This is a genomic window from Mesorhizobium sp. Root552, assembly GCF_001427285.1.
Taxonomy (GTDB): Bacteria; Pseudomonadota; Alphaproteobacteria; order Rhizobiales; family Rhizobiaceae; genus Mesorhizobium.
Genome location: NZ_LMFV01000016.1, coordinates 17,042 through 38,550 on the forward strand (window position 1 = coordinate 17,042; position 21,509 = coordinate 38,550).

Sequence of the window (21,509 nt, forward strand, 5' to 3'; positions counted from 1 at the left end):
CGGAGCGACAAGCTCAGATCAGGACACGCGGTTCGAAACGGCCCCGCACCGGCAGATCGAGGAGGAAGGTCTTGCCGGCATCCGGTTGTGCGGCGCGCTGTGTTTCATCCAGTCCTGCCCAGGCAGAGGTCACGGCCAGCCGGTCGGCATTTTTACCGACAAAGGCCGGGCATGTCGGCTGGCCCACCGGCATTGCGATCGAGCGCAGCAGCCTGCCGTCCGGGGCATAGGCGGTGACGCGGCCCTCGCCCCACCGGGCGTTCCACAGCGTGCCGTCGAGGTCCACGACCGAACCGTCATGGTCGCCGGTTCCCCCGCCTCGGTCAGCAAAAACCATTGGCTCGCCAAGCGGCAGACCGGTCCCAGGATCACAGGCTGTTCGCATTATCAAGCCTGTCGCGGAATCGGTGAAATAAGCCATGGCTCCGTCAGAAGAGAAGGCGATCGAGTTTGGTATGGAGATGCCGGAAAACAGTGTGCGCAACTCTCCCTTGAAGAACCAGTAGATCGCGCCGGCTCCCTTCTGGGCCTTCTTGCCCATGGTGCTGACCCAAAGCGCGCCGCACGGGTGGACGCGCGCGTCGTTCGAGCGCGTTGCGGTGTTGTTCGCCTCGATCGGCGTGTGCAGCGTCAGCTTTCCGGTAGCGATGTCACGCACATGAAGACCGGTTTCAGCGGCGATCAACTGCCGGTCACCGTCAATGACGGCAAGTGCGCTGGCCATCTGGCCGAGTGCGTGAACCGTTGCCGCGCCACCGGACAAAGCCTGTTCGATCAGCCTGCCGTTGACGATGTCGAACCAGAACAAGGTGTCATTGTGCGGGTCGTATGTCGGCCCTTCGCCAAGCTCGCAAACATGGTTGGAAAGTGTGGAGACGCCGACATGCTCCATCAAGAAGTACCCGTTGCAGCATCCCAGCCCGCGACAGCCGCCCGCGCCCGCTCTGCCACTTCATCCGGCCGCATGCCGGGCTTGAACAGGCTGGAACCAAGTCCGAATACGGAGACCCCGGCCGCGAGATAGTCGGGGAAATCTTTCTCCGAGACGCCGCCCACGGCCCCGACTTTCGCATCGCGCGGCAGGACCGCGCGCATGGCTGCGATGCCAGCGGCGCCGAGCACATTGGCCGGAAAGAATTTCAGCGCGGATGCGCCGAGCTTGATGGCCTGGAAAGCTTCAGTCGGGCTGAACACGCCGGGCATCGTCACCATGTTGTGATAGGCAGCGCGGCCCATCACGGCGGCGTCTATGTTGGGGCTGACCAGAAGACGGCCGCCCGCCTTGGCAAGGTCGTCGACATCCGTTGTGGTCAGCACCGTGCCCGCCCCCACCAGCACGGTTTCGGGCAGTTCCGAAACCAGGCGGGCGATGGACGAAAACGGATCGGGCGAATTCAGCGGCACCTCGATCGCCTCGATGCCGGCCTCATAAATGGCCCGGCCGACTTCCACCGCCTCCTCGGGTTTCAAGCCGCGCAAGATGGCAACCAGCCCGCGCTTCAGGGGTGGGAACGGTGCAGTCTGCGTCACGATGCTTTTCCTTCGGCAACGATCATCTGGTTTTGCCGCGCCGCCTCCAACAGTCCGGAGCGCACAGCCCGGTCGGCATCGACTTCGTTGACCGGAATGCCGGCAAGGCCAAATGCAGCCGCATAGAGCCTGCCCAGCGAACCAGAGGCGATCAGCACCACCGGTGCGTTTGCGTGCCGGTAACGGCGACGGGCAGACGCAATTTCACCGCCGATCAAAAGTCCCGACAGGCAAGCTGCGGCATCGCCCTGCTGTAGGTCATGCAGAAGCCCGGCGGCGCGAATCGCAAACAGCTTCGATGTCACATCGCCGCCCTCATTGAGGGCAGAAACGCACCAGTCGCGGAAGAACTGGCTGTCGGCAGCAACCGGCACCGGGTTTTCACCGAGCGAATGACGCAGGATCGAATGCGAGGCAAGCACCGAATAAAGTTCCCCGGTCGGCCAAGTGCCGAAGCCCGCCACCGCGCCGTCCTCGACCTCGACCCATTTGGAGTGGGTGCCGGGCATGCATACCAGGTGCTTTCCCGCGGCGGGCAGGCCCGCGCCGGCAAGCTGGGTTTCTTCCCCACGCATGACGTCAGGAAGCGCCGCCGTTCTTTGGGCAAGGCCCGGCACGATGCGAATGTCGCGACTGGGCCCGGCGACGCGCACCGCACCTTTGAGAATGGCGGTGATCGGCGCCGGCGTGTCGACATAGGATGCTTCCACCCATCCTTGCCGCGACCCCGCCATGCCGCAGATTACGACCGGCAGTGTCGACGGCGCGCCAAGGGCTGCCAGATGGCGTTCCAGCACATCGGCAAACCCTTTTTCGCGAGCGGTGATCAGCCCATCGTCGCCTCTTCGTTCGCCTAAAGGCTCGCCAGCGTGATCGAGCAGCCAGGCACGAAGTCGCGTCGTGCCCCAGTCCACTGCGGCAACAGCAGGAGTACCGCTCACAGCATGCCCCCATCGACGATCAATGTCTGGGCGGTCAGCATGGCCGAAGCGTCAGAGGCCAGGAACAGGCATGGCCCCACCATGTCGTCGGCAAGCATGATCCGTGGAATGGACTGGCGGCCAATATGGGCGTCGAGCTTTTCGTCCGTCACCCATAATTCGCGTTGCCGTTCGGTGATAACCCAGCCCGGCGCGATCGCATTGGCCCTGATGTTGTTCTTGCCGTAGCGCCCTGCCAGTGCCTTGGTCAGGCCGATGATGCCGGCCTTGGCCGCCGTATAGGCCGGCATGTCGCCGATGTTCAACATGAAGGATGTCGAGGTGAAGTTGATGATGCTGCCGTGACCAGCCTTGAGCATTCCGTCGAGCACAGCCTGGACGGTGAAGAAATGTGGCCGCAGATTGATCGCCTGATTGTCGTCCCACGCGGCGGGCGTGACATCCTCCACCGCATGCCGCACGTCGTTGGCGGCGTTGTTGACAAGCACCGTCACCGGCCCGTGCGCCGAGGCTGCCTTGGCCACGGCATCGCGCAGTGCCTCGATATCGCGAAGGTCGGCCTTCAGGTAAAGCGGTCGTGCGCCGGTCGTGCGTTGAAGTTCATCGCACAGTGCCAGGCCCGGCTGGTCGGCAATGTCGATGAACGCGACCTTGGCGCCCTGCAGTGCAAAGCCCTCGGTCAGCTTTGCGCCAATTCCAGAACCGCCCCCCGTGATGAGTACGGAGGCACCTTCGAGATCAGCGAAGCGCGCCGATGGCATCATGTGCGAGACCTTTCCGCCGATTTCGCTTTTGTCGGCGGCGCATCCTATCCGTCAGCCACATATGGGCAAGCGCAAATATCGAGTATTTGCTATTTTGTCAGACAAAAGAGAAATTGGGCGGTAATTCGCCGTTAGATTCCGGCGGCGCGTTGCGCACCACGGAACTGATCGCGCAGGTAACCCAGTGTGGCGTCGGCATCGACCGGTTTGCCAAACAGGAAGCCTTGCCCGCCACCACAACCGAATTCCACAAGGCGATCGGCTTGCGCTTCTTCCTCAATGCCTTCGGCCACCACATCCATGCCAAGCCCCTCGCACATGGCGAGTATGGCGCGGATGATATGTTCGGAGGGGCGGTCCTCCAGGATCGAGGACACGAATGCCCGGTCGATCTTCAGCTTGTCGAAATGGAACTCACGCAAACGCCCCAGCGAAGATTGTCCAGTGCCGAAATCGTCGAGCGCGACGCGGATGCCCACCCGGCGCAGGTCTTCAACGATTTTCTCCGCCGAAGCGGGGTCGTTCATCAGGCCGGTCTCGGTGATCTCGATCTCAAGCCGGCGTGGATCGAAGCCGGTCCGATCAAGGATGGAGAGGATGTGGAGGCCGGTGTTCTGGTCGACCAGTTGTGACGGCGACAGATTGAAGGACAGGAACAGGTCCTTTGGCCAGTTGCGCGCAGCTTCGGTCGCCTTGCGCAGCACCAGTTGCGAAAGCGGCCCGATGATGCCGCGCTCCTCGGCTATAGGAATGAAAACGACGGGCGAAACGGGCCCAAGATCACGATCGGTCCACCGTGCCAACGTTTCAAATCCGATCGTGCGGCGCGTCCCGAGATCGACGATGGGCTGGAAATGCGGTTCCACCTCTCCGCCTGAAACAGCGCGGCGCAAGGCCTGCTCGATGCGGGTCACGCGCTTGGCGGCCTCCTCCATCTCGCGCGTATAGACAACGACTTTGCCACGCCCCGAACGCTTGGCGTGATAGAGTGCCGTTTCAGCCTTGTTGACGAGGATTTCGGTCGTTTCGTCGCCGGAATAAAACAGCGAGCAGCCCGTGGAGGCGGAAAGCCGCGCAGTGCGTTCGCCGACATCGTAAGGGGCCGACAATATCTCGATCAGCATGCGAGCGCGCTCGGCGGCAGCTTCCTCGCTGAAGACCATCGGGTAGAGAAAGGCGAATTCGTCTGCACCAATGCGGCAGACTGTAGAATAACTGTCCATCGAGGCACGCAGGCGCATTGCCACCTGCGCAAGAATATCATCGCCAGCCTTGTGGCCGAAAAGATCGTTGATCGGCTTGAAGCCGTCGAGATCGAGAATGCCAATTGCAAAAGGCGCCGGATCGTCGGCCCGGTCGCTGATCAACCGGTCCACCTTGTCGAAAAAACGGCGATGGTTGCCCAGCCCGGTCAACGCATCGGTAAAGGCCAGGTCGCTGCCGTCCCTGCTTATTTGCCCGGTGCTAAACGGCGTTTGCATCGGTTTTCCTGTTCTAACGCAAAGTATGGCCCGACAGTGGCATGAAACCCTTTAGGAAACGTATCTTGGGAGAATGATTTCCTGCGCGGAGCATGGATGATCCGACACCGATTTCCTGACGTTCCATGTCTGCCGGTGATGGCCTGGGCAACCGCATTGGCAGGGTGCGGCAAGTCCCGTATATGACACGCGTCATGACTTCGGAGAGCCTTTGCAATGCCGCTCAAGATCGCCGTCCAGATGGACCATATCTCCACCGTGTCGATTGCCGGCGATACGACGTTTGCATTGTCCCTCGAGGCACAGCGGCGAGGCCACACGCTCTACCACTACACGCCTGACCGGCTGACGCTCGCCAACGGCAAGGTCTTTGCACGCATCGAGGAGATGACCGTGCGCGACGAGAAGGGCAACCACTTCTCGCTCGGCGAACCTGTGCGCACCGATCTTTCGGAGATGGACGTGGTCTTGCTGAGGCAAGATCCACCCTTCGACATGAACTACATCACCACGACACACATCCTGGAACGCATCCACCCGAAGACGCTGGTGGTCAACGACCCGGCATGGGTGCGCAACAGCCCGGAAAAGATCTTTGTCACCGAGTTTGCGGATTTGATGCCGGAAACCCTGATCACCAAGGACCCGCAAGAGGTCGCAGCCTTCCGCAAGGAATTCGGCGACATCATCGTCAAGCCGCTCTACGGCAATGGCGGCGCAGGCATTTTCCACCTGCACGAGGCGGACAGGAACCTCGCCTCGCTGCTTGAAATGTTCTCGCAGCTGTTTCGCGAGCCATATATCGTCCAGCGCTACCTGAAGGAAGTTCGCGCCGGCGACAAGCGCATCATCCTCATCGACGGCGAACCGGTCGGCGCTGTCAACCGAGTGCCCGCTGAATCTGAATCGCGTTCCAACATGCATGTCGGCGGCCGGGCTGAAAAGACCGAGCTTACAAGGCGCGAGCGCGAGATTTGCGAGGCGATTGGGCCATCCTTGAGAGACCGCGGCTTCATCCTCGTCGGCATCGACGTGATCGGCGACTACATGACCGAAATCAATGTCACTTCCCCGACCGGTATCCGCGAAGTCAAGCGTTTCGGTGGCGCTGATATCGCCGCCTTGTTCTGGGACGCCGTAGAAGCAAAGCGACGCTAAAAAGCTGCACGGCCGGCCTTTTGTTCCGCTCTTGCAACTCTACACAACCGAATTGCAGCCTATGCTTTAGATTGTTCCCTAAATGTTCTTGATTTGATCGGGCGCCTGTGATTAGCTCCTGAACGGGGCGTCAAGAGTAGCTGCCATCGCGCGGATACTGGACGTTTCGGGGGCATGATGGTTTCACGCGTTCGCACAGTGGCCTTCCAGGGCATCGAGGCCGTTCCGGTCGACGTTCAGGTCATGGTCGCGCCCGGCAAGGTCGGCATGTCGATCGTCGGCCTTCCGGACAAGGCGGTGGCCGAAAGTCGCGAGCGCGTGCAGGCAGCCCTTCATGCATCAGGGTTGTCGATGCCGGCAAAGAAGGTGACGGTCAACCTCGCGCCAGCCGATCTGCCGAAGGAAGGCAGCCATTACGATCTTCCCATCGCGCTTGGGCTTATGGCGGCGCTGGGCGCGATACCGGGAGATATGCTGGCGGCTTATGTCGTACTGGGTGAATTGTCGCTCGACGGCACCATCGCCGCCGTTGCCGGCGCCTTGCCCGCCGCCATCGGTGCCAACGCCGACGGCAAGGGTTTGATCTGCCCCCATGCCTGCGGACCCGAGGCCGCCTGGGCAGGGAGCGAGATCGACATCCTGGCGCCTCGAAGCCTGATTGCAATCGCCAACCATTTTCGCGGCACGCAGGTGCTGTCACGACCTGAAGCAGGTGTCCGTGCGGCCCCCAACGATCTTCCTGACCTTGCCGACATCAAAGGCCAGGAGAGCGCCAAGCGCGCGCTCGAAGTCGCGGCGGCGGGAGGCCACAATCTCCTGATGGTTGGTCCGCCCGGGTCCGGCAAGTCGATGCTGGCGCAGCGCCTGCCCTCGATCCTCCCGCCGCTGGCGCCGAAGGAACTGCTCGAAGTCTCGATGATCGCCTCTGTTGCCGGAGAATTGGCCGAAGGCCGCTTGACGGATCGGCGACCATTCCGCTCGCCACATCATTCGGCCTCGATGGCGGCGATGGTCGGCGGTGGATTACGCGCTCGTCCGGGCGAAGTCTCGCTGGCGCATCACGGCGTCCTGTTCCTCGACGAATTCCCGGAATTCTCGCCGCAGACACTCGATGCCTTGCGCCAACCGCTCGAAACCGGCGAGTGCATGATCGCGCGGGCCAATCACCGCGTCACCTATCCGGCGCGTATCCAGCTGGTTGCGGCGATGAACCCGTGCCGCTGCGGCATGGCCGGGGAACCGGGCTACCGATGCGCGCGCGGCGAGCGCTGCCGCACAGACTACCAGGCGCGCATCTCCGGACCCTTGCTCGACCGCATCGATCTCAGAATCGAGGTTCCGGCTGTCTCGGCCGCGGACCTCATCCGGCCCGGCAAGGCCGAAACCAGTACCGCCGTGGGTGAGCGCGTGGCCATGGCCCGGACATTGCAACGCGAGCGGTTCGAGCGGTTGGGCGCTGGAGGCACTTCAACCAACGCGCATTGCCCGCAGGCGCTGATCGAGGAGATCGCCATGCCCGACAAGGCCGGCCTCGCCCTGCTGCACGATGCCAGCGAGAGACTCGGCTTCTCGGCCCGCGCCTATCATCGTGTGTTGAAAGTCGCCCGTACCTTGGCCGACCTCGACGGCAGCGAAACGGTCGGCCGCATTCATCTGGCGGAGGCGATTTCGTACCGCATGACCAACGAGCGGATGGCTCAGGCCGCCTGACGGTTGGCTCACCTCCCTCATCCGTCGCTTGGCATTACAAACCGGATCGGGCAAGCCGCCTCACTCTAGGAAGACTTCGGCTAAGCTTTCACTAGTTGTCCGTCAATGACGATCTAGCCGGGATAACAACCGCGCTGGATGGCAAGACGCCGCACCAGCGCCAGTACCACGTCGATGGTCGGCGTCGGCCGACCCGTCAGCTGCCCAAGCTCCTGCACGGCAGTCACCAGCGCATCGATTTCCATCGGCCGGCCACGTTCCAGGTCCTGCAACATCGAGGTCTTGTGAGCGCCGACTTCGCCCGCTCCCTTGATGCGTCGATCAACGGCAATCGGAAATTTCACACCGAGGCTTTCACCGATCGCTTGCGCCTCAAGCATCATGGTGCGCGCCAACGCACGCGTTGCCTCATCGGAAACTATCTCGGCAAGCGTGCTGCCGGTCAGCGCCGAAATCGGATTGAAGCAGAGATTGCCCCAGAGTTTGATCCATATCTCGCTGCGGATGTCTTCACGCACCGGCGCCTGAAGTCCGGCAGCGATCATCTCCGCGGCAAGCTGCGTCACCCGCTCGCTCTTTTCGCCGGACGGCTCGCCCAGCGAAAAGCGTGTGCCATCGACGTGACGAACGATACCTGGCACATCGACTTCCGCCGCCGGATAGACGACAGCACCAATCGCCCGCTCGGGGCCTATGCGATCCCAGATAGCTCCGCTTGGATCGACTGCTGCGACGCGCGCGTCTTCCAGCGGCCCGGCAAGCTTGTGGAAGTACCACCACGGCACGCCGTTCTGCATGGTGACCACAGAGGTGTGTTCGCCAAGAAGCGGCACGATCTGATCGAGAGCGCCACTAAGCGAATGCGCCTTGAGCGCTATGACGACATAGTCCTGAACCCCAAGTTCGCGCGCATCCGCTGCGGCTCTTACCGCATAGGCGCTCTCCTCGCCGTCCTCGATCAGCCTCAGCCCGTCCTTGCGGACGGCCTCAAGATGCCCGCCGCGCGCAACGATCGACAGATCGGCGCGGCCGGCAGCGGCGAGCTTCGCCGCCACATAGCCGCCGATCGCCCCGGCGCCGAAGACCGCAATGCGCATCAGCCAAGGCCGAGCTTGGCTGCGAGGCCGATGCGCTGCAGCTTGCCGGTGGCGCCCTTCGGGATTTCTTCCAGAATAACGATGCGCCGCGGCACCTTGAAATCGGCCAGCCGGCCGGACGCGAAATCGCGGATTTCGCTCTCGTTGGCGGTGTTACCGTCGCGCAGCACGATTGCCGCCGCCACCTCTTCGCCTAGCTTGTCATGCGGCATGGCAAAGGTCACCACCTGCGCGACGGCAGGATGGTCCATCAGCACCTCGTCGACCTCGAGCGGCGAAATCTTCTCGCCGCCCCGGTTGATGATCTCCTTCAGCCTACCAGTCACCCGCAGATAGCGGTCTTCGTCCAGCACGCCCTGGTCGCCGGTGTGGAACCAGCCATACGCAAAGGCGGTTTCGTTGGCGCCCGGGTTTTTCTCGTAACCGGCGGTGACGTTGGGGCCGCGAATGACCACCTCGCCGATCTCACCCGGCCCCAAAAACCGCCCGTCCGCCGCCATTACTGCAATCTCCGGCCCGGCCGCCGGGCCAACGCTGCCCGGCTTGCGCTTGCCGGGTGGCAACTGGTTCGATGCCATCTGGTGGGCGGCCTCGGTCATGCCGTAGGCCTCGACCACCGGGCAGCGGAAGGTGGCTTCCAACTCGGCCATCACTTGCGCCGGCAACGATGCGGACGACGAGCGGATGAAGCGCAATTGAGCCTCGGCCACCGCCTCCTGATTGCGCGCCGCCCGTGCCAGGATCGCCTGATGCATGGTCGGCACCGCCGTATACCAGCTCGGCTGCGCCTCGCTCAGCCACTGGAAGAATTTCAGCGCATTGAAGCCCGGCGTGCAAAAGACGCTGGCGCCGGCAGCAAGCGAGGACAGCACCGCCGCGACCAGCCCATGGATATGAAACAAGGGCATGATGTTGAGGCAGCGGTCAGTTTCGCTCAGCTTGAGCGTTGCCCCGATATGTGCAGCCGAAGCGGCGAGATTTTCGTGGCGCAGCGGCACCAGCTTCGGCCGCGAGGTGGTGCCCGACGTGTGCAGCAAAAGTGCGGCATCCTCAGCCCGCGCAAGATCCGGTGCGGCAGCCGGCCCGACCGCATTACCCTCGACCCGGAAACTGCCCGCAGGTGCATCGCGTAACGTAACCAGCCGAAGAACGCCGATTCCCAGCCGTTCGGCTACGGTGACGGCCGGACCGGCCTCGTCTTCGGCGACAAGGATCGCCTTGGCGCCGATATCGGTCAGGTAGAAATCGAGTTCCTCGGCCCGGTAGGCAGGATTGAGCGGCGCGGTCGTGGCGGCGGCGGCGACGCTCACGAAAGCCGTCGCCATTTCCGGGCCGTTCGGCAGCACGATGGCGACACGGTCGCCGCGCCCGACGCCGCGCGCATGCAACTGGTCCGCAACCTCCGCCATCAGCCGGCGCAGGCTGCCATGCGTCAGCGTGGCCCTGTCAGGGGCCGAAACGGCAGGGGCATCATTGTGCCCGCGCACCAGCCGCTCAATGATCGATCCTGTTTCAGACAACGCGAACCTCGATATCGCCAACACCGTCGACATGGCCGTGCAGCACGTCACCGCGATTGACCGGGCCGACGCCTGCCGGCGTTCCCGAAAGGATGACATCGCCCGGCATCAAGGTAAACAGGCCGGACAGATAGCTGATCATTTCCGGCACCTTCCAGATCATCTGGTTGAGGTCACCGGTCTGCTTGCGCTCGCCATTGACGTCGAGCCAGACCGCGCCCTGTGTCGGATGGCCGAGCCTGTCGGCCGGCACCAGCGCGCCACAAGGTGCGGATGCCTCGAAGGCCTTGCCCACTTCCCAGGGCCGGCCCATGTCCTTCGCCTTGCCCTGCAGGTCGCGCCTCGTCATGTCCAGGGCGACGCCGTAGCCGTAGACACAGTCGAGCGCCTTATCCAGCGCGATATCCGTGCCGCCACTTTTCAGCGCCACCATCATTTCGATCTCGTGGTGGACGTCGCTTGAAGCCGATGGGTAGGGAAACTTGCCGCTGACGTCGAGATTGTCTGGATTTTTCTGGAAGAAGAACGGCGGTTCCTTGTTGGGGTCATGCCCCATTTCCACGGCGTGCGCCGCATAGTTACGGCCGACGCAATAAACCCGGTGGACAGGAAACAGGCGGTCGGAACCGACCACCGGCACCGCAGCTATCGCGGTGGGTTCGATGACATAGTTGGAGGCCACACCCTGAATGTTCATTATCTTACTCCTGCATAGAATTCGACTTTCGCCTCGGCCCGCTCAATCAGCGCTGAAACCACGAGCGCGAAGGCAAACAGAATGATGGTCAGCGCCCAGAACTGGGACATGCGGAAATTGCGCGAGAAGGTCTCGAACAGTGCGCCATAGCCGACGATTGCCACCAGCAACTGGCCGATAACCACGCCCTTAACGCCCCTGATCAGGCCAAGTCGTATGCCGGCCAGGATTTCAGGTAGCGCCGCCCACACAATGATCTTGCCGTAAAGTGCCGGCCGCGAGGCGCCGTAGGAGCGCGCCATTTCGATGAGCGAAGGCGAGATGTGGCGCACACCGGCGCGGGTATCGAGCACGATGATCCAGATCGCGAACAGGAACACCGCCGCGATGATGGTGTTCTCGCCGAAACCGAACAGGATCATCAGCACCGGCACGATGGCTGAGAGCGGCGCGCTGGAAAAGATGTTGACCCACATGCCGAGCAGGTCGTCGGCGATCTTGACCCGGCCCATCAGCATGCCGAGCGGAATGCCGACTGCAATGGCCAGCAGCATGCCGATCAGAAAGGCTCGCAGCGTCGTTACCGTTGCGCTCTGCCAAGAAGGGAGTTGAACCAGATCGACCGCGGCCGCCAGCACGTCGCTGAACGGCGGAAGGATGAACATCAGGTCGAGCCTGCCCACGATCTCCCAAAGCACGCACCAGACCAGCAACGAGGCCATCATCGGCACGCGGTAACCGAATAGGGTCATCGTGGGCTACTCCACATATTGCTTCAGTCCCTGCCAGATTTCCTCGACCGTATCGAGGTAGTGCTTGTCGCGATGGATACGGTCTGGATCCCCGGAGCGGTCGATATCAGGCTCGATGATCCGCGAAACACGGCCCGGGCGTGGCGACAAGAGCACGATGCGGTCGGAGATATAGACTGCTTCCTCGATTGAGTGCGTAACGAAGATGAAGGTCTTGTTCTGGTTGGTGCGCAGCCGGATCAGGTCTTCCTGGAATTTACGCCGGTTCTGTTCGTCCACTGCCGAGAACGGCTCGTCGAGCAGAAGCACGTCGGCATCCACGCAGAGCGCCCGCGCCAGTCCGACACGCTGGCGCATGCCGCCCGAAAGCTCATGTGGATATTTATCCTCGAACCCGGCCAGCCCGACATCGGCGACGTAGCGGCGGGCAATCGCCTCGCGCTCCTCTTTTGCCGTGCCGCGCAGCTCCAGCCCGAAGGCGACATTGCGCAGCACCGTCGCCCAAGGCAGCAAGGCGAAATCCTGGAACACGAATGCGCGCTCCGGGCCCGGCGCGCTGACCTTCTTGCCATTCACCGCAACGGTGCCACGATCGGCATCGATCAAGCCGGCAATGATCTTGAGCAACGTTGTCTTGCCGCACCCGCTCGGCCCCAGCAGGCTGGTCAGCTTGCCGCGCGGAAAATCCAGGTCGACGTCGCGCAGCGCCTCGACGCCGCCATAGGTCTTCGAGATGCCGCGCACCTCCACGATTGCATCGGCTGCGGGTTCGTTCATGACGGCTTCATTTCGAACAACTGCGGCGCGCATCTTCAGCCTCCCCTTTTTTCCGGCCTGAAGACACGGACTTCGATCCACTGCAAAGCCACCAGCGTCACGGTCGAAAGCGCAATCACCGAGGCGATCGTGGCATACATTCCTGCATAGTCGGCGCGAGAGCGCGCAAAGGTTATCAAGTCGCCGATGCCGGTTGGCGTAATCAGAAGTTCAGCCAGCACGACGCCGACAAATCCAGCGGCGACACCGAGGCGCAAGCCGGCAAAGATCACAGGACTGGCATCTGGCAGGACTATCTTGAACACCTCCTGCCAGCGCGTTCCCATGAACGACCGGCTCATTACCAGCAGCGAGCCGTTGACGTTGCGCACGGCCTTGTAGGTGTTGAGCACGATGACCGGCAAAGCGAGGATGATGACGGCAAGCGTCTTGGCCGTCATGCCTATGCCATAGATGAAGGTCACCAGCGGAATGAACGCGGCAACAGGGGCCGCCTGAAGTACGATAAAGACGGGAATGAGCAGCCACTCGCCCGGACGCCACAGGCCGCACAGCGTGCCGATGCCGACGCCGGCAAAGGTTGCCAGGACCACTCCCAGAACAAGCGGCTGCAATGTCGAAACATAGGCCGCAGGCAGGCTGCCGTCGGCCATCATGCGGACGAAGGCGGCCATTGTGCTGGAAAAGGTCGGGAAAGCGAAGCTCACCGGAATGAGCCCCGCAATCTGCCATGCCGCGGCAAACAACCCGATCGACAGCAGTCGCAGGACAACAGGCTTCTCGAACAGCCGCCCTGCCTGCGCGCTTCGCGACAATGACGCGACGCCTGCTGCCCGATCCACTTCCGTTCCTGCCGCCATCGAGCCTTCGCCTACTTCTTACCGATATTGGTCAGCACTCGGTCGATCGAGGCAGTATCCCAGAAGTCGTCGACCTTGAGCGAGGCCGGGTCGCCTTCGATCTGGCCTGCAGCGCCGAAGAAGGCAAAGTCGCCGGCAGCAGCTTCCGCACCGCCGCCATTCAGCGCAAGGCTGCCGGCTTCCGCCGTCTCCTTGTAGTAGGCAGCGATTTCAGCATCGGCTTCAGCGCCAAGGTCCGGCAACAGCTTGTACTTGTTGCGCAGTTCAACGGCAGCGTTCGGGTTTTCTGTGATTTCGCGCCCGGTCTTCATCAACTCCTCGACCAGGATATCGACGTCGGCCGCGTTGTTCTTCAGGTAGTCTGCCGTCGCGAAAACGGCTTCGTCGGTCGCGCTGACATTTTCGACCGGAAGCACGGTGAACTTGCCCGGCGCCTCGGTTTCCAGCGCGCGGCGATTGGCGGCGTCGACGATAGAGGCCTTGATGGTTCCCTGGATCAGCGCGTTGCGGCGAACTTCGGAGCCGGGCACATAGCTGACCTTGCCATAGGAGATGCCATTGTTCTTTGCCATCAGCATCATCACCGCCTCGGTGCCCGAGCCGCGCGCCTGAACAGCGATCTCCTGACCGTCGAGGTCCTTCCAGGTCTTGTAGGCTTCGGCGTTGACCACCGGGAAGAAGCGCTGCGTCGAGATCTGCGCGAATATGCGGATCGGCACCCCGGCCTTCTGGATCAGCGTATATGGCGAGCCGATACCGACATCGGCCTGCCCGCCAACGATGGCCTGCGCGGCCAGGTCTTCATCGTTAAGGATGATCAATTCAACCCCAACGCCGCGCTCCTTGGCGCGCTCGATCGCCGCAAGCGTCTGGATGGATTCGATGCCGGGGAGATCGCCAAAGGCAATCTTCATCTCGCCCGCGCTCGCCGCCGGCAGCGTCGTTGCGCTTCCCAGCGCGGCAACCAATGCAGCACCCAAAACGGTGCGTCTGGACAGTCCGATCATGTCACTTCCTCCATAACCAATTTCATGATTGGTTTAATTTTCAAACAGGATTGGTCAAGAACGGTGTGGTGTCAACCAAAAACTTTAAACCTGAAACCTCATAATTTCAGGCCTGTTGACCGATTCCGGCATTCGCATTATTAAAATTGCGTGTGAGGGATTCCCGATTGGTCGAACCAATGGACAAAATTGGAAATGGCGGCCATGCAGCTCTGGTGCAGCTTCAGGCCTATCTGGCCCAGATAGACCTGCCGAGCGATGGCAGGCTGCCATCGGAGCGCGAGCTCTGCGAAAGCCTTGGCGTGTCGCGCGGCGATCTTCGCAAGGCGCTGGACGTGCTGGAAAAGGACGGTCACATCTGGCGCCATGTCGGCAAAGGCACCTTCGTGGGCAGCGGACCGGTCGAGGAAACCATCGGGATTTCGGAAATCGCCGGCCGCACCAACCCAGCCGACGTGATGCGTGCGCGCCTGATCATCGAACCGGAAATCGCACGCGAGGCCGCCTTGCACGCCACGCTTGCCGACATTGCCGCCATGCGCCACTCGCTTGCACAGACACGCGAAGCCGCGACCTGGCGCCAGTATGAAAACATCGACAACCTGCTGCACCGGCAGATTGCCCAAGCCAGCCGCAACAATGTGCTGCTCGGCCTGTTCGATGTCTTGAATGCGATCCGCCGCACCGTGGTCTGGGGCCGCTTACGGTCCGAAGGCGCTCGCCCGCCCGCAGATCATCACAGCTTCGAAGACCATGAAAAGATCGTTGGGGCGATTGCCGAGCGCGACCTTGCGGGAGCTGCCGCCGCGATGCGGCATCACCTTCAACAGGTGGAGCAGCGCCTCATGCCGGTACGGCAAGCGGCAGAGTAATTTCCCCGGCAGACAAGCGCGCAGATACCTGCGGCTAGTCTGTTGCGTCCACGGCATCACGCCAAGCGCGTGCATAGGCGCTCCAAGCCGCGGGCAAGGTTTTCGGCTTCGGGTCGCTAAGCCGACCTTTGCGGTACGCCCCAGCCAACATGGCAGCACCGATGCTGGTCCCGGTTGCCTGAGCGGCCTGCGGCAAGACCGGGCGTCCAGTGGCAGCCTGCAACATGTCGCAATACTGCGCGTTCAGCGCAAACGGGCCTTCGACAACCGTAGCGCCATCTGCTCCGATCAGGTCGAGGCAGGTCGCCGTCATCATCGCAAGGTAGAAGGAGATTGCGATAGCGCGCTCCTCTTTGGAGGGCTCGCCAACCCAGTGCGACTGCGCAAGCGGGAAAGGCCCGGAGCCCTGCTGGACCGAGGGCAGCAACATGATCCTACGATCCACAACCGATCGTATCGCGTTGTCATCTGCCATCGCAGTCGCGCCGTCGGACAAAAGCTCGAACTCGCGCCCTCCCATGAACCGGGCGGAGCGAACCGGGTCGCCCAGCGCGTTGACGTTGACCAACGTGTCGCGCGCCGGGTCAAGGTCGATTTCGCGCCCGCCAATTGCCATGGAAATGACCCAAGTGCCGGTCGAAACGACCGAAAACGGGCCCTTCCGCTGCAAAAGATGCGGCAGGAGCGAAGCGTTCGAATCGTGAATGCCGCAGAAAACCGGTATCGACGAATCGATGCCGATGCGTTCCGCAATGGCGGGTCGAACAAAACCCAATCGCTCACCGGCGGTCCGTATCGGCGGGAAGAGACTACGCCAACCCATGCGGTCGACGAGTGTGGAAAAGTCCTTGGTAACAGGGTTCCACAGATCCGTGTGACAGCCGAGCGAGGTTACCTCGCTTGCCGCGACACCGGTCAGCCGCCAGCTCCAATATTGCGGGTAGGTCAGGATATGGGACACCTGGGCAAATGCTTCGGGATACGCCTGGCTTTGCCAGAAAAGCTGGGCTCCAAGATTCAAGCCAAGTGGCAAGCATGGCGAGCCGGTCTCTTCGAAACCCGGTCTTACCGCGTCATAACGCTGGCGCAGCCCGTCTGGGCCGTCGTCCTCGTAGTCGAGAACCGGCAAGGTCAGCTCGCCTCTGGCGTCGATCAAGACGGCAGTTGCCCCATGTGTGGTAACGGATATCGCATCAATGCGCTGTTCTCCCCCCAGCGCTTGAAGGCTCTCGAGAATGAAAGTCCAGATGGCTTCGACGTCGTGGTGGCGATAGGCGCTACCAAGGAGTGGCCGGTTGGGTGTTTTTCTGACCCCAGTTTCCGACAGACTGTCCAGATCAACCATCGCCAGCTTGGCGTTGGTCTTGCCGATGTCGATGACAGCGACGTGACGGATGGCGGCCATCGTCATTCCATATGGAAAACGGTTTCGAGCTGCACTGCCACCGGCTCATTGTCCGGCTTCGTTTCCATCAGGTCAGCCATATGCGCCCACCAGCGCCGCATGACGGGGTGACGGTGCAGCTCGTCCATGCCATGGCCGGCCTTGCGCCACAGCACACCGAACAGGCAGTTTGTTTCTTGGTCGAGATGGATGGAGTAGTCGGAGACACCGGCATCTCGCAACAGGATCACCAGTTCCGGCCAGATTTCGTCGTGCCGGCGCTTGTATTCGGCTTTCATGTCTGGGTTGAGCCGCATGCGGAAAGCGTATTTCTCGGCCATCACGCAACTCGCTCCCGCCGCATCCGCCGCCATACAATCGGCAAAGCAATCACCACGATGAGCAGCAGTCCGACAAAGATCGACATGACGATGCCGGGCACATTGAGCAGACCAAGGCCAAAAGTCACCAACCCCATGATCAGCGCGGCGAGTACCACGCCAAGGATGCTGCCTGCACCGCCAAGGATGTTGACGCCGCCAAGCACCACCATGGTGATGATCTCCAACTCGTAGCCCTGCGCAATCGACGGACGCGTCGATCCGAGCCGCGAGGTGATCAATACCGCCGCTATGCCCGACATCAGGCCGGTAAGGCAAAACAGGATGAATTTGATGCGCCCTACGCGTACGCCGGAAAATTGCGCGGCAACCGGATTGTTGCCTATGGCGAAGACGCGCCTGCCGAAGCTCGTCCGGTGCAGCAGGGCCCAGTATGCCACGGCGGCGAAGACAAACAGCAAAAGTTCGAAGGAAACCACCCACCAGACGTAACCCTGCCCGAAGAAGGCGAAGCTTGCTGGGTAGCCCTTGTAGGCCTGGTCGCCAAGGATGATGAAGGCGATGCCGCGATAGAGCGTCATGGTTCCGATGGTCACGACAATCGATGGCAGGCCAAGGCGCGTCACCAGCAGGCCGTTGAACGCCCCGCAGGCAAGGCCGATTGCGATTCCGATTGCGACCAGGCCCGCCGTGCCGACGCCTACCTGTGCGGCCATGCCCATAAGCGTCGAAGCCAAAGCGATGATTGCAGCAACCGAAAGATCGATCTCGCCGGCAATGATGAGGAGCGCCATGGCGAACGCGACGATCGCCTTTTCGGTGAAATTGAACGTCAGGTCCGAAAGCGACCACGGATCGAGGAAATACGGCGAAGCCAGGCTGTTGGCGATGAAGATGGCAACCGCGACGGCTGCCAGCAGCGCTTCCCAGGAAAACACCGCGGACGTAAACGGCTTGTCGAGCCGGTCGGGTATGCGGCGTGGCGCAGGCGTGTCGGTCATGTCGCTTCCGCCTTCTTCAGGATGATGCGGCCTTGGCGACGCTCGCCACGCGCGTTGAGCACAACGGCTAGAATGATCGCCGAGCCGGAAATGGCCATTTGCCAGAACGGCGAGATGTTGATGACCGGCAGGGCGTTGGCGATGATCCCGAGGAAAAGTGCTCCGAGCACCGCCCCGCCGACAGAACCGATACCACCGGCAATCGAAATGCCTCCGATCACGCAGGCGGCGATGATGTTGAGCTCATAGCCGCTCGCCACCTCGACCGACGCGATGACGTATCGGGACACCCACAGATAGCCGCAGAGGCCGGCAATCATGCCGGAAATGCAGAAGGCAAGGAACTGCGTGCGGCCGACATCGATGCCCGTATAGACAGCCGCCGTCGGGTTCACGCCGGCGGCATGGACCGAACGCCCAAGCGGCGTGCGCGTCATCAGAACGAAGAACAGCGCTATGACGCCTATGGCGATCCACGACAGCACCGGAACACCGAGGAATGCCGCGCGCTGGAAGCCGATGAAGGCCGGGCTCATCTTGTCGGCATTGACCCATGCGCCGCCCGACAGGACGAATGTGGCGCCGCGATAGATCGTCAGTGTGCCGAGCGTGACGACAATCGAGGGAATATTGAGGCGCCACACCAGCAGGCCGTTGATGGCGCCAAGCACCAGCCCCACCGCGAGTGCGATCAAAATCAGGATCACGACCGGAATGCCGGGATGGGCCGCGTTCAACATCGCAACGACCATGCCGGTGAAGCACAGGTTCGATGCCATCGAAAGGTCGATGCCACGCGTCAGGATCACCACCATCTGGCCAAGCGCAAGGATCATCAGGATCGAGGTGTCATTGAAGACCTGGGCCAGATTTCCCGGCCGTGCAAATGCCGGAAACCGGGTGGAGATCAGGCCAACCACGACAGCGATTGCCAGCAGCAGCCAGGCCTCGCGATATCTGAGCAACATCTTCATGCGGCAATCCCCGCAGCGGCCCGCACCAATGTTTCGGCGTCGAGCGCCCCGTTGTCATAGACAGCAGCAATGCGTCCTTCGCGCATGACGACGACACGGTCCGACATACCGAGAATCTCAGGCAATTCAGAAGAGACCATGATGACGGACAGGCCTTCGGCGACCAGTTCGGCCATGAAACCATGCACGGCGGCCTTCGAGCCGATATCGATGCCCTTGGTGGGTTCATCGAGAATGATGACCTTCGGTTGCGTGGCCAGCCATTTGGCGATGACCACCTTTTGCTGGTTGCCGCCGGAAAGCGTGCCGACCTCCTGGCTAAGCGACGATGCCCGCAAGTCCAGCCGTTCGGTATAGGTGCGCGCCAGAGCAAACTCTTCCGCGAGCCTAAGCAGGCCGGATTTGCTGGTTCGCTTCAATGAAGGAAGCGACACGTTCTGGAAGATCGGCAGGCCGATCACCACGCCTTGCTTGCCGCGCTCCTCTGGCACGTAGACGATGCCGGCCTCTATGGCGTCGGCAGCAGATGTCGGCGCGATCTGTTGGCCTTCCAGGGCAATCTTGCCGCCGCTGGTGCGGGTAATGCCGGCAATCGCCTGCATCACCTCGCTGCGCCCCGCACCGACAAGCCCGTAAAAGCCGAGGATTTCGCCTTTGTGCAGCTTGAAGCCGATATCGTCGAACTCCGTCGGGTGCGACAGGCCATCGACCGTCAGTATGGGTTCTCCAACCGAAGCTGTTCGTTCCGGAAAGATGTGGTCGATCGAGCGGCCAACCATCAGCTTGACGATTTCGTTCTGACTGGTCTCACCGAGCAGGCCTTCGCCCACCATCTCGCCGTCGCGGAACACGGTGTAGCGGTCGGCGATGCGGAATAGCTCATCGAACTTGTGGCTGATGAACAGGATCGCCTTGCCCTGGCTCTTGAGGAATTCGATCAAAAGGAAAAGCTCCTCGATCTCCTTCATCGACAAGGCTGCCGTCGGCTCGTCCATGATGACGATACTGGCATCGATCGACATGGCGCGCGCCACCGCAACGAGATGCTTGTTGGCAATGCCAAGATCCTTGAGGCGCGTATCGGGGTCGATATGGCCGGCCTGCATGGTGGTCAGCACTTCACGCGCATTGGCGCGCATTGTCGACCAGTCGATCAGCCCCAGGCGCGTGCGCGGGGCATGGCCGAGGAAAATGTTTTCCGCCACCGAAAGATCGTCGAAAAGAACCGTTTCCTGGTGAATCGCGGTGATGCCGTTGGCAAAGGCCGCATGGGCGCTTGCCAATGATACCGGCCCGCCGTCCACAGTGATTGCACCACTGTCCGGCTGGTAGATGCCGGTCATGATCTTCACCAGAGTGGACTTGCCGGCGCCGTTTTCGCCGATCAAGGCGGTCACTTCACCCGGGTAGAGCGACAGGGAAACATTGTGCAGCGCGCGCACGCCGGGAAAGCTCTTGCCGATGCCGGAAAGCGTCAGGCGCGGCGCAGCCCTTGAGGCTTGCGATCCTCCCGTTCCGTTGCGCTGGGCTGTCGTGTCCATCTTCGTATCAAGCCCTGGTGGTTGGGGTGTGGAGGCGACGGACAGGCCGCCGCCTCCTTCTCGATCAATAGATCTTCGAGAACTCTTCGATGTTCGACTTGTCGAACTGGAACGGAGGAGCCATAGCAGCCGAATTGGTGTCGTCGAGCGTCACCTTGCCAACGCGACCGATGGACAGCGTCGCACCCGGCTTTGCCTCTTCCTTCTTCACGGCGAGATCATGCGCGAGGTAGATCGCCGAGTAGCCGAGATCGATCGGGTTCCACAGCGCAACCGCCTGGCTGGCACCGTTGTCGATGAATTTCTTGAACTCCGAAGGCAGCGCAAGTCCGGTTACGTTGACTTTGCCGATCAGGCCTTCGTCGGTCACCACCTGGGCGGCGGCGACCACGCCGACGGTGGTCGGCGCGATGATTGCCTTCAGGTTCGGATAGGACTTCAACAGGCCCTTGGCTTCATCGGTGCTCTTGGCCGAGTCGTCATCGCCATAGACGGTTGCGACCAGATTGATCTTTGGGAATTTCTCCGGCAGCACCTTCTTTGCGGCATCGATCCAGGCGTTCTGGTTGGTTGCCGTCGAAGCAGCGGACAGGATGGCGACGTCGCCACCTTCAGGCAAATAGTCGGCAGCGAGCTTGATGATGGTCTCGCCGATCAGGTTGGTGTCGGACGGGTTGAGGTGAAGCTGGCGGCCTTCCGGAGCAACACCGGAATCCCAGGAGATAACGGTGATACCGCGCTCCATCGCCTTCTTCAGCGCAGGGACAAGTGCGTCAGCGTCATTGGCCGAGATGGCAATTGCATTGACCTTCTGGGCGATCAGCGAGTTGACCATTTCGATCTGGGCCTCGGCGGTCGCCTTGGTCGGGCCGGTATAGATCAAGTCGACATCGCCCAGTTCCTTGGCCGCTTCCTCGGCGCCCTTGTTGGCGGCGTCGAAGAAACCGTTGCCCAGCGACTTCACCACCAGTGCAATCTTGACGTTGTCTGCGTAGGCCGCGTTGACGACCATGGCGGCCGAAAACGCTGCTGTCACCAGCAGTTTTTTCCAGATGCTCATCGAAATACCTCCCTTGAGCGTTACATTCCCATCAGCACCGCG

The 21,509-nt window shown here is 61.8% G+C and carries 21 protein-coding genes; 3 read left to right on the plus strand and 18 right to left on the minus strand.

The features are described from left to right. Positions 1 to 13 precede the first annotated feature (13 nt). The 5 genes from ASD50_RS09415 to ASD50_RS09435 form a co-directional block, all read right to left on the minus strand. Positions 14 to 892: an SMP-30/gluconolactonase/LRE family protein gene (locus ASD50_RS09415; protein ID WP_056239578.1), complete on the minus strand. Its 879-nt coding sequence runs from the start codon at positions 890 to 892 to the stop codon at positions 14 to 16. Further along, a complete protein-coding gene (locus tag ASD50_RS09420; RefSeq protein ID WP_056239581.1) occupies positions 892 to 1,530 on the minus strand; it encodes a 2-dehydro-3-deoxy-6-phosphogalactonate aldolase in 639 nt (212 codons plus the stop codon). The genes ASD50_RS09415 and ASD50_RS09420 overlap by 1 nt, the downstream gene beginning before the upstream one ends. Beyond that, the gene (locus tag ASD50_RS09425) at positions 1,527 to 2,471 is read right to left on the minus strand and encodes a 2-dehydro-3-deoxygalactonokinase (protein ID WP_056239586.1); all 945 of its coding nucleotides are present in this window, start codon (positions 2,469 to 2,471) and stop codon (positions 1,527 to 1,529) included. Before ASD50_RS09425 ends, ASD50_RS09420 begins: the two co-directional genes overlap by 4 nt. Beyond that, positions 2,468 to 3,235 (minus strand): SDR family NAD(P)-dependent oxidoreductase, encoded by a 768-nt coding sequence (locus tag ASD50_RS09430; RefSeq protein ID WP_056239589.1) that lies wholly within the window; start codon positions 3,233 to 3,235, stop codon positions 2,468 to 2,470. The genes ASD50_RS09425 and ASD50_RS09430 overlap by 4 nt, the downstream gene beginning before the upstream one ends. Before the next feature lie 131 nt (positions 3,236 to 3,366). Further along, positions 3,367 to 4,716, minus strand: a complete 1,350-nt coding sequence (locus tag ASD50_RS09435) for a putative bifunctional diguanylate cyclase/phosphodiesterase (RefSeq protein WP_056239591.1) — start codon at positions 4,714 to 4,716, stop codon at positions 3,367 to 3,369. Between the two features lie 216 nt (positions 4,717 to 4,932). Between ASD50_RS09435 and gshB the strand changes: the two genes are divergently transcribed. Then, on the plus strand, positions 4,933 to 5,874 hold the full coding sequence (gene gshB / locus ASD50_RS09440; protein ID WP_056239594.1) for a glutathione synthase: 942 nt from the start codon (positions 4,933 to 4,935) through the stop codon (positions 5,872 to 5,874). A 177-nt stretch (positions 5,875 to 6,051) separates the two neighbouring features. Continuing rightward, positions 6,052 to 7,584 carry a YifB family Mg chelatase-like AAA ATPase gene (locus tag ASD50_RS09445; protein WP_056239654.1) on the plus strand — a complete coding sequence of 511 codons (1,533 nt, stop codon included), beginning with the start codon at positions 6,052 to 6,054 and terminating at the stop codon, positions 7,582 to 7,584. A 113-nt stretch (positions 7,585 to 7,697) separates the two neighbouring features. Here ASD50_RS09445 and ASD50_RS09450 read toward each other — a convergent pair whose 3' ends face one another. Genes ASD50_RS09450 through ASD50_RS09480 form a run of 7 tightly spaced genes read right to left on the minus strand, consistent with a single transcriptional unit; the run spans position 7,698 to position 14,294 of the window. Next, positions 7,698 to 8,681: a 2-dehydropantoate 2-reductase gene (locus tag ASD50_RS09450; protein ID WP_056239597.1), complete on the minus strand. Its 984-nt coding sequence runs from the start codon at positions 8,679 to 8,681 to the stop codon at positions 7,698 to 7,700. Continuing rightward, on the minus strand, positions 8,681 to 10,234 hold the full coding sequence (locus ASD50_RS09455) for an acyl--CoA ligase (RefSeq protein WP_082549559.1): 1,554 nt from the start codon (positions 10,232 to 10,234) through the stop codon (positions 8,681 to 8,683). The genes ASD50_RS09450 and ASD50_RS09455 overlap by 1 nt, the downstream gene beginning before the upstream one ends. Further along, the gene (locus tag ASD50_RS09460; protein WP_056239604.1) at positions 10,194 to 10,898 is read right to left on the minus strand and encodes a fumarylacetoacetate hydrolase family protein; all 705 of its coding nucleotides are present in this window, start codon (positions 10,896 to 10,898) and stop codon (positions 10,194 to 10,196) included. The genes ASD50_RS09455 and ASD50_RS09460 overlap by 41 nt, the downstream gene beginning before the upstream one ends. After that, positions 10,898 to 11,650, minus strand: a complete 753-nt coding sequence (locus tag ASD50_RS09465) for an ABC transporter permease (protein WP_056239608.1) — start codon at positions 11,648 to 11,650, stop codon at positions 10,898 to 10,900. The genes ASD50_RS09460 and ASD50_RS09465 overlap by 1 nt, the downstream gene beginning before the upstream one ends. Before the next feature lie 6 nt (positions 11,651 to 11,656). Continuing rightward, positions 11,657 to 12,427 (minus strand): ABC transporter ATP-binding protein, encoded by a 771-nt coding sequence (locus tag ASD50_RS09470; RefSeq protein WP_244484472.1) that lies wholly within the window; start codon positions 12,425 to 12,427, stop codon positions 11,657 to 11,659. Between the two features lie 35 nt (positions 12,428 to 12,462). After that, positions 12,463 to 13,287 carry an ABC transporter permease gene (locus ASD50_RS09475; protein WP_082549560.1) on the minus strand — a complete coding sequence of 275 codons (825 nt, stop codon included), beginning with the start codon at positions 13,285 to 13,287 and terminating at the stop codon, positions 12,463 to 12,465. Between the two features lie 11 nt (positions 13,288 to 13,298). Beyond that, positions 13,299 to 14,294 carry an ABC transporter substrate-binding protein gene (locus ASD50_RS09480; RefSeq protein WP_056239614.1) on the minus strand — a complete coding sequence of 332 codons (996 nt, stop codon included), beginning with the start codon at positions 14,292 to 14,294 and terminating at the stop codon, positions 13,299 to 13,301. Between the two features lie 179 nt (positions 14,295 to 14,473). Here ASD50_RS09480 and ASD50_RS09485 point away from each other — a divergent pair, with 179 nt between their 5' ends. Beyond that, positions 14,474 to 15,166, plus strand: a complete 693-nt coding sequence (locus tag ASD50_RS09485) for a FadR/GntR family transcriptional regulator (protein WP_056239617.1) — start codon at positions 14,474 to 14,476, stop codon at positions 15,164 to 15,166. A gap of 34 nt (positions 15,167 to 15,200) precedes the next feature. Here ASD50_RS09485 and ASD50_RS09490 read toward each other — a convergent pair whose 3' ends face one another. The 6 genes from ASD50_RS09490 to rhaS form a co-directional block, all read right to left on the minus strand. Continuing rightward, positions 15,201 to 16,571, minus strand: coding sequence for an FGGY-family carbohydrate kinase (locus ASD50_RS09490; RefSeq protein WP_056239619.1), 1,371 nt, complete (start codon positions 16,569 to 16,571; stop codon positions 15,201 to 15,203). A 2-nt stretch (positions 16,572 to 16,573) separates the two neighbouring features. Next, entirely contained in the window at positions 16,574 to 16,891 is a 318-nt protein-coding gene (gene rhaM / locus ASD50_RS09495) for an L-rhamnose mutarotase (protein ID WP_056239623.1), read from the minus strand. After that, entirely contained in the window at positions 16,891 to 17,892 is a 1,002-nt protein-coding gene (locus ASD50_RS09500; RefSeq protein ID WP_056239626.1) for an ABC transporter permease, read from the minus strand. The genes rhaM and ASD50_RS09500 overlap by 1 nt, the downstream gene beginning before the upstream one ends. Then, positions 17,889 to 18,866 (minus strand): ABC transporter permease, encoded by a 978-nt coding sequence (locus ASD50_RS09505; RefSeq protein ID WP_056239629.1) that lies wholly within the window; start codon positions 18,864 to 18,866, stop codon positions 17,889 to 17,891. Before ASD50_RS09505 ends, ASD50_RS09500 begins: the two co-directional genes overlap by 4 nt. Continuing rightward, the gene (locus ASD50_RS09510) at positions 18,863 to 20,407 is read right to left on the minus strand and encodes a sugar ABC transporter ATP-binding protein (protein ID WP_056239633.1); all 1,545 of its coding nucleotides are present in this window, start codon (positions 20,405 to 20,407) and stop codon (positions 18,863 to 18,865) included. Before ASD50_RS09510 ends, ASD50_RS09505 begins: the two co-directional genes overlap by 4 nt. Before the next feature lie 64 nt (positions 20,408 to 20,471). Beyond that, positions 20,472 to 21,467: a rhamnose ABC transporter substrate-binding protein gene (gene rhaS, locus ASD50_RS09515; RefSeq protein WP_056239635.1), complete on the minus strand. Its 996-nt coding sequence runs from the start codon at positions 21,465 to 21,467 to the stop codon at positions 20,472 to 20,474. Positions 21,468 to 21,509: the final 42 nt, after the last annotated feature.

What these genes read in the sequence shown, in the direction of transcription:
- ASD50_RS09465 (WP_056239608.1), bottom strand. Translation starts at nt 11,650, where the DNA reads ATGACCCTATTCGGTTACCGCGTGCCGATGATGGCCTCGTTGCTGGTC.
- ASD50_RS09455 (WP_082549559.1), bottom strand. Translation starts at nt 10,234, where the DNA reads ATGTCGACGGTGTTGGCGATATCGAGGTTCGCGTTGTCTGAAACAGGA.
- gshB (WP_056239594.1), top strand. Translation starts at nt 4,933, where the DNA reads ATGCCGCTCAAGATCGCCGTCCAGATGGACCATATCTCCACCGTGTCG.
- ASD50_RS09435 (WP_056239591.1), bottom strand. Translation starts at nt 4,716, where the DNA reads ATGCAAACGCCGTTTAGCACCGGGCAAATAAGCAGGGACGGCAGCGAC.
- rhaS (WP_056239635.1), bottom strand. Translation starts at nt 21,467, where the DNA reads ATGAGCATCTGGAAAAAACTGCTGGTGACAGCAGCGTTTTCGGCCGCC.
- ASD50_RS09415 (WP_056239578.1), bottom strand. Translation starts at nt 892, where the DNA reads ATGGAGCATGTCGGCGTCTCCACACTTTCCAACCATGTTTGCGAGCTT.
- rhaM (WP_056239623.1), bottom strand. Translation starts at nt 16,891, where the DNA reads ATGGCCGAGAAATACGCTTTCCGCATGCGGCTCAACCCAGACATGAAA.
- ASD50_RS09430 (WP_056239589.1), bottom strand. Translation starts at nt 3,235, where the DNA reads ATGATGCCATCGGCGCGCTTCGCTGATCTCGAAGGTGCCTCCGTACTC.
- ASD50_RS09510 (WP_056239633.1), bottom strand. Translation starts at nt 20,407, where the DNA reads ATGGACACGACAGCCCAGCGCAACGGAACGGGAGGATCGCAAGCCTCA.
- ASD50_RS09450 (WP_056239597.1), bottom strand. Translation starts at nt 8,681, where the DNA reads ATGCGCATTGCGGTCTTCGGCGCCGGGGCGATCGGCGGCTATGTGGCG.
- ASD50_RS09485 (WP_056239617.1), top strand. Translation starts at nt 14,474, where the DNA reads ATGGACAAAATTGGAAATGGCGGCCATGCAGCTCTGGTGCAGCTTCAG.
- ASD50_RS09445 (WP_056239654.1), top strand. Translation starts at nt 6,052, where the DNA reads ATGGTTTCACGCGTTCGCACAGTGGCCTTCCAGGGCATCGAGGCCGTT.
- ASD50_RS09460 (WP_056239604.1), bottom strand. Translation starts at nt 10,898, where the DNA reads ATGAACATTCAGGGTGTGGCCTCCAACTATGTCATCGAACCCACCGCG.
- ASD50_RS09480 (WP_056239614.1), bottom strand. Translation starts at nt 14,294, where the DNA reads ATGATCGGACTGTCCAGACGCACCGTTTTGGGTGCTGCATTGGTTGCC.
- ASD50_RS09470 (WP_244484472.1), bottom strand. Translation starts at nt 12,427, where the DNA reads ATGAACGAACCCGCAGCCGATGCAATCGTGGAGGTGCGCGGCATCTCG.
- ASD50_RS09490 (WP_056239619.1), bottom strand. Translation starts at nt 16,571, where the DNA reads ATGGCCGCCATCCGTCACGTCGCTGTCATCGACATCGGCAAGACCAAC.
- ASD50_RS09505 (WP_056239629.1), bottom strand. Translation starts at nt 18,866, where the DNA reads ATGAAGATGTTGCTCAGATATCGCGAGGCCTGGCTGCTGCTGGCAATC.
- ASD50_RS09500 (WP_056239626.1), bottom strand. Translation starts at nt 17,892, where the DNA reads ATGACCGACACGCCTGCGCCACGCCGCATACCCGACCGGCTCGACAAG.
- ASD50_RS09475 (WP_082549560.1), bottom strand. Translation starts at nt 13,287, where the DNA reads ATGGCGGCAGGAACGGAAGTGGATCGGGCAGCAGGCGTCGCGTCATTG.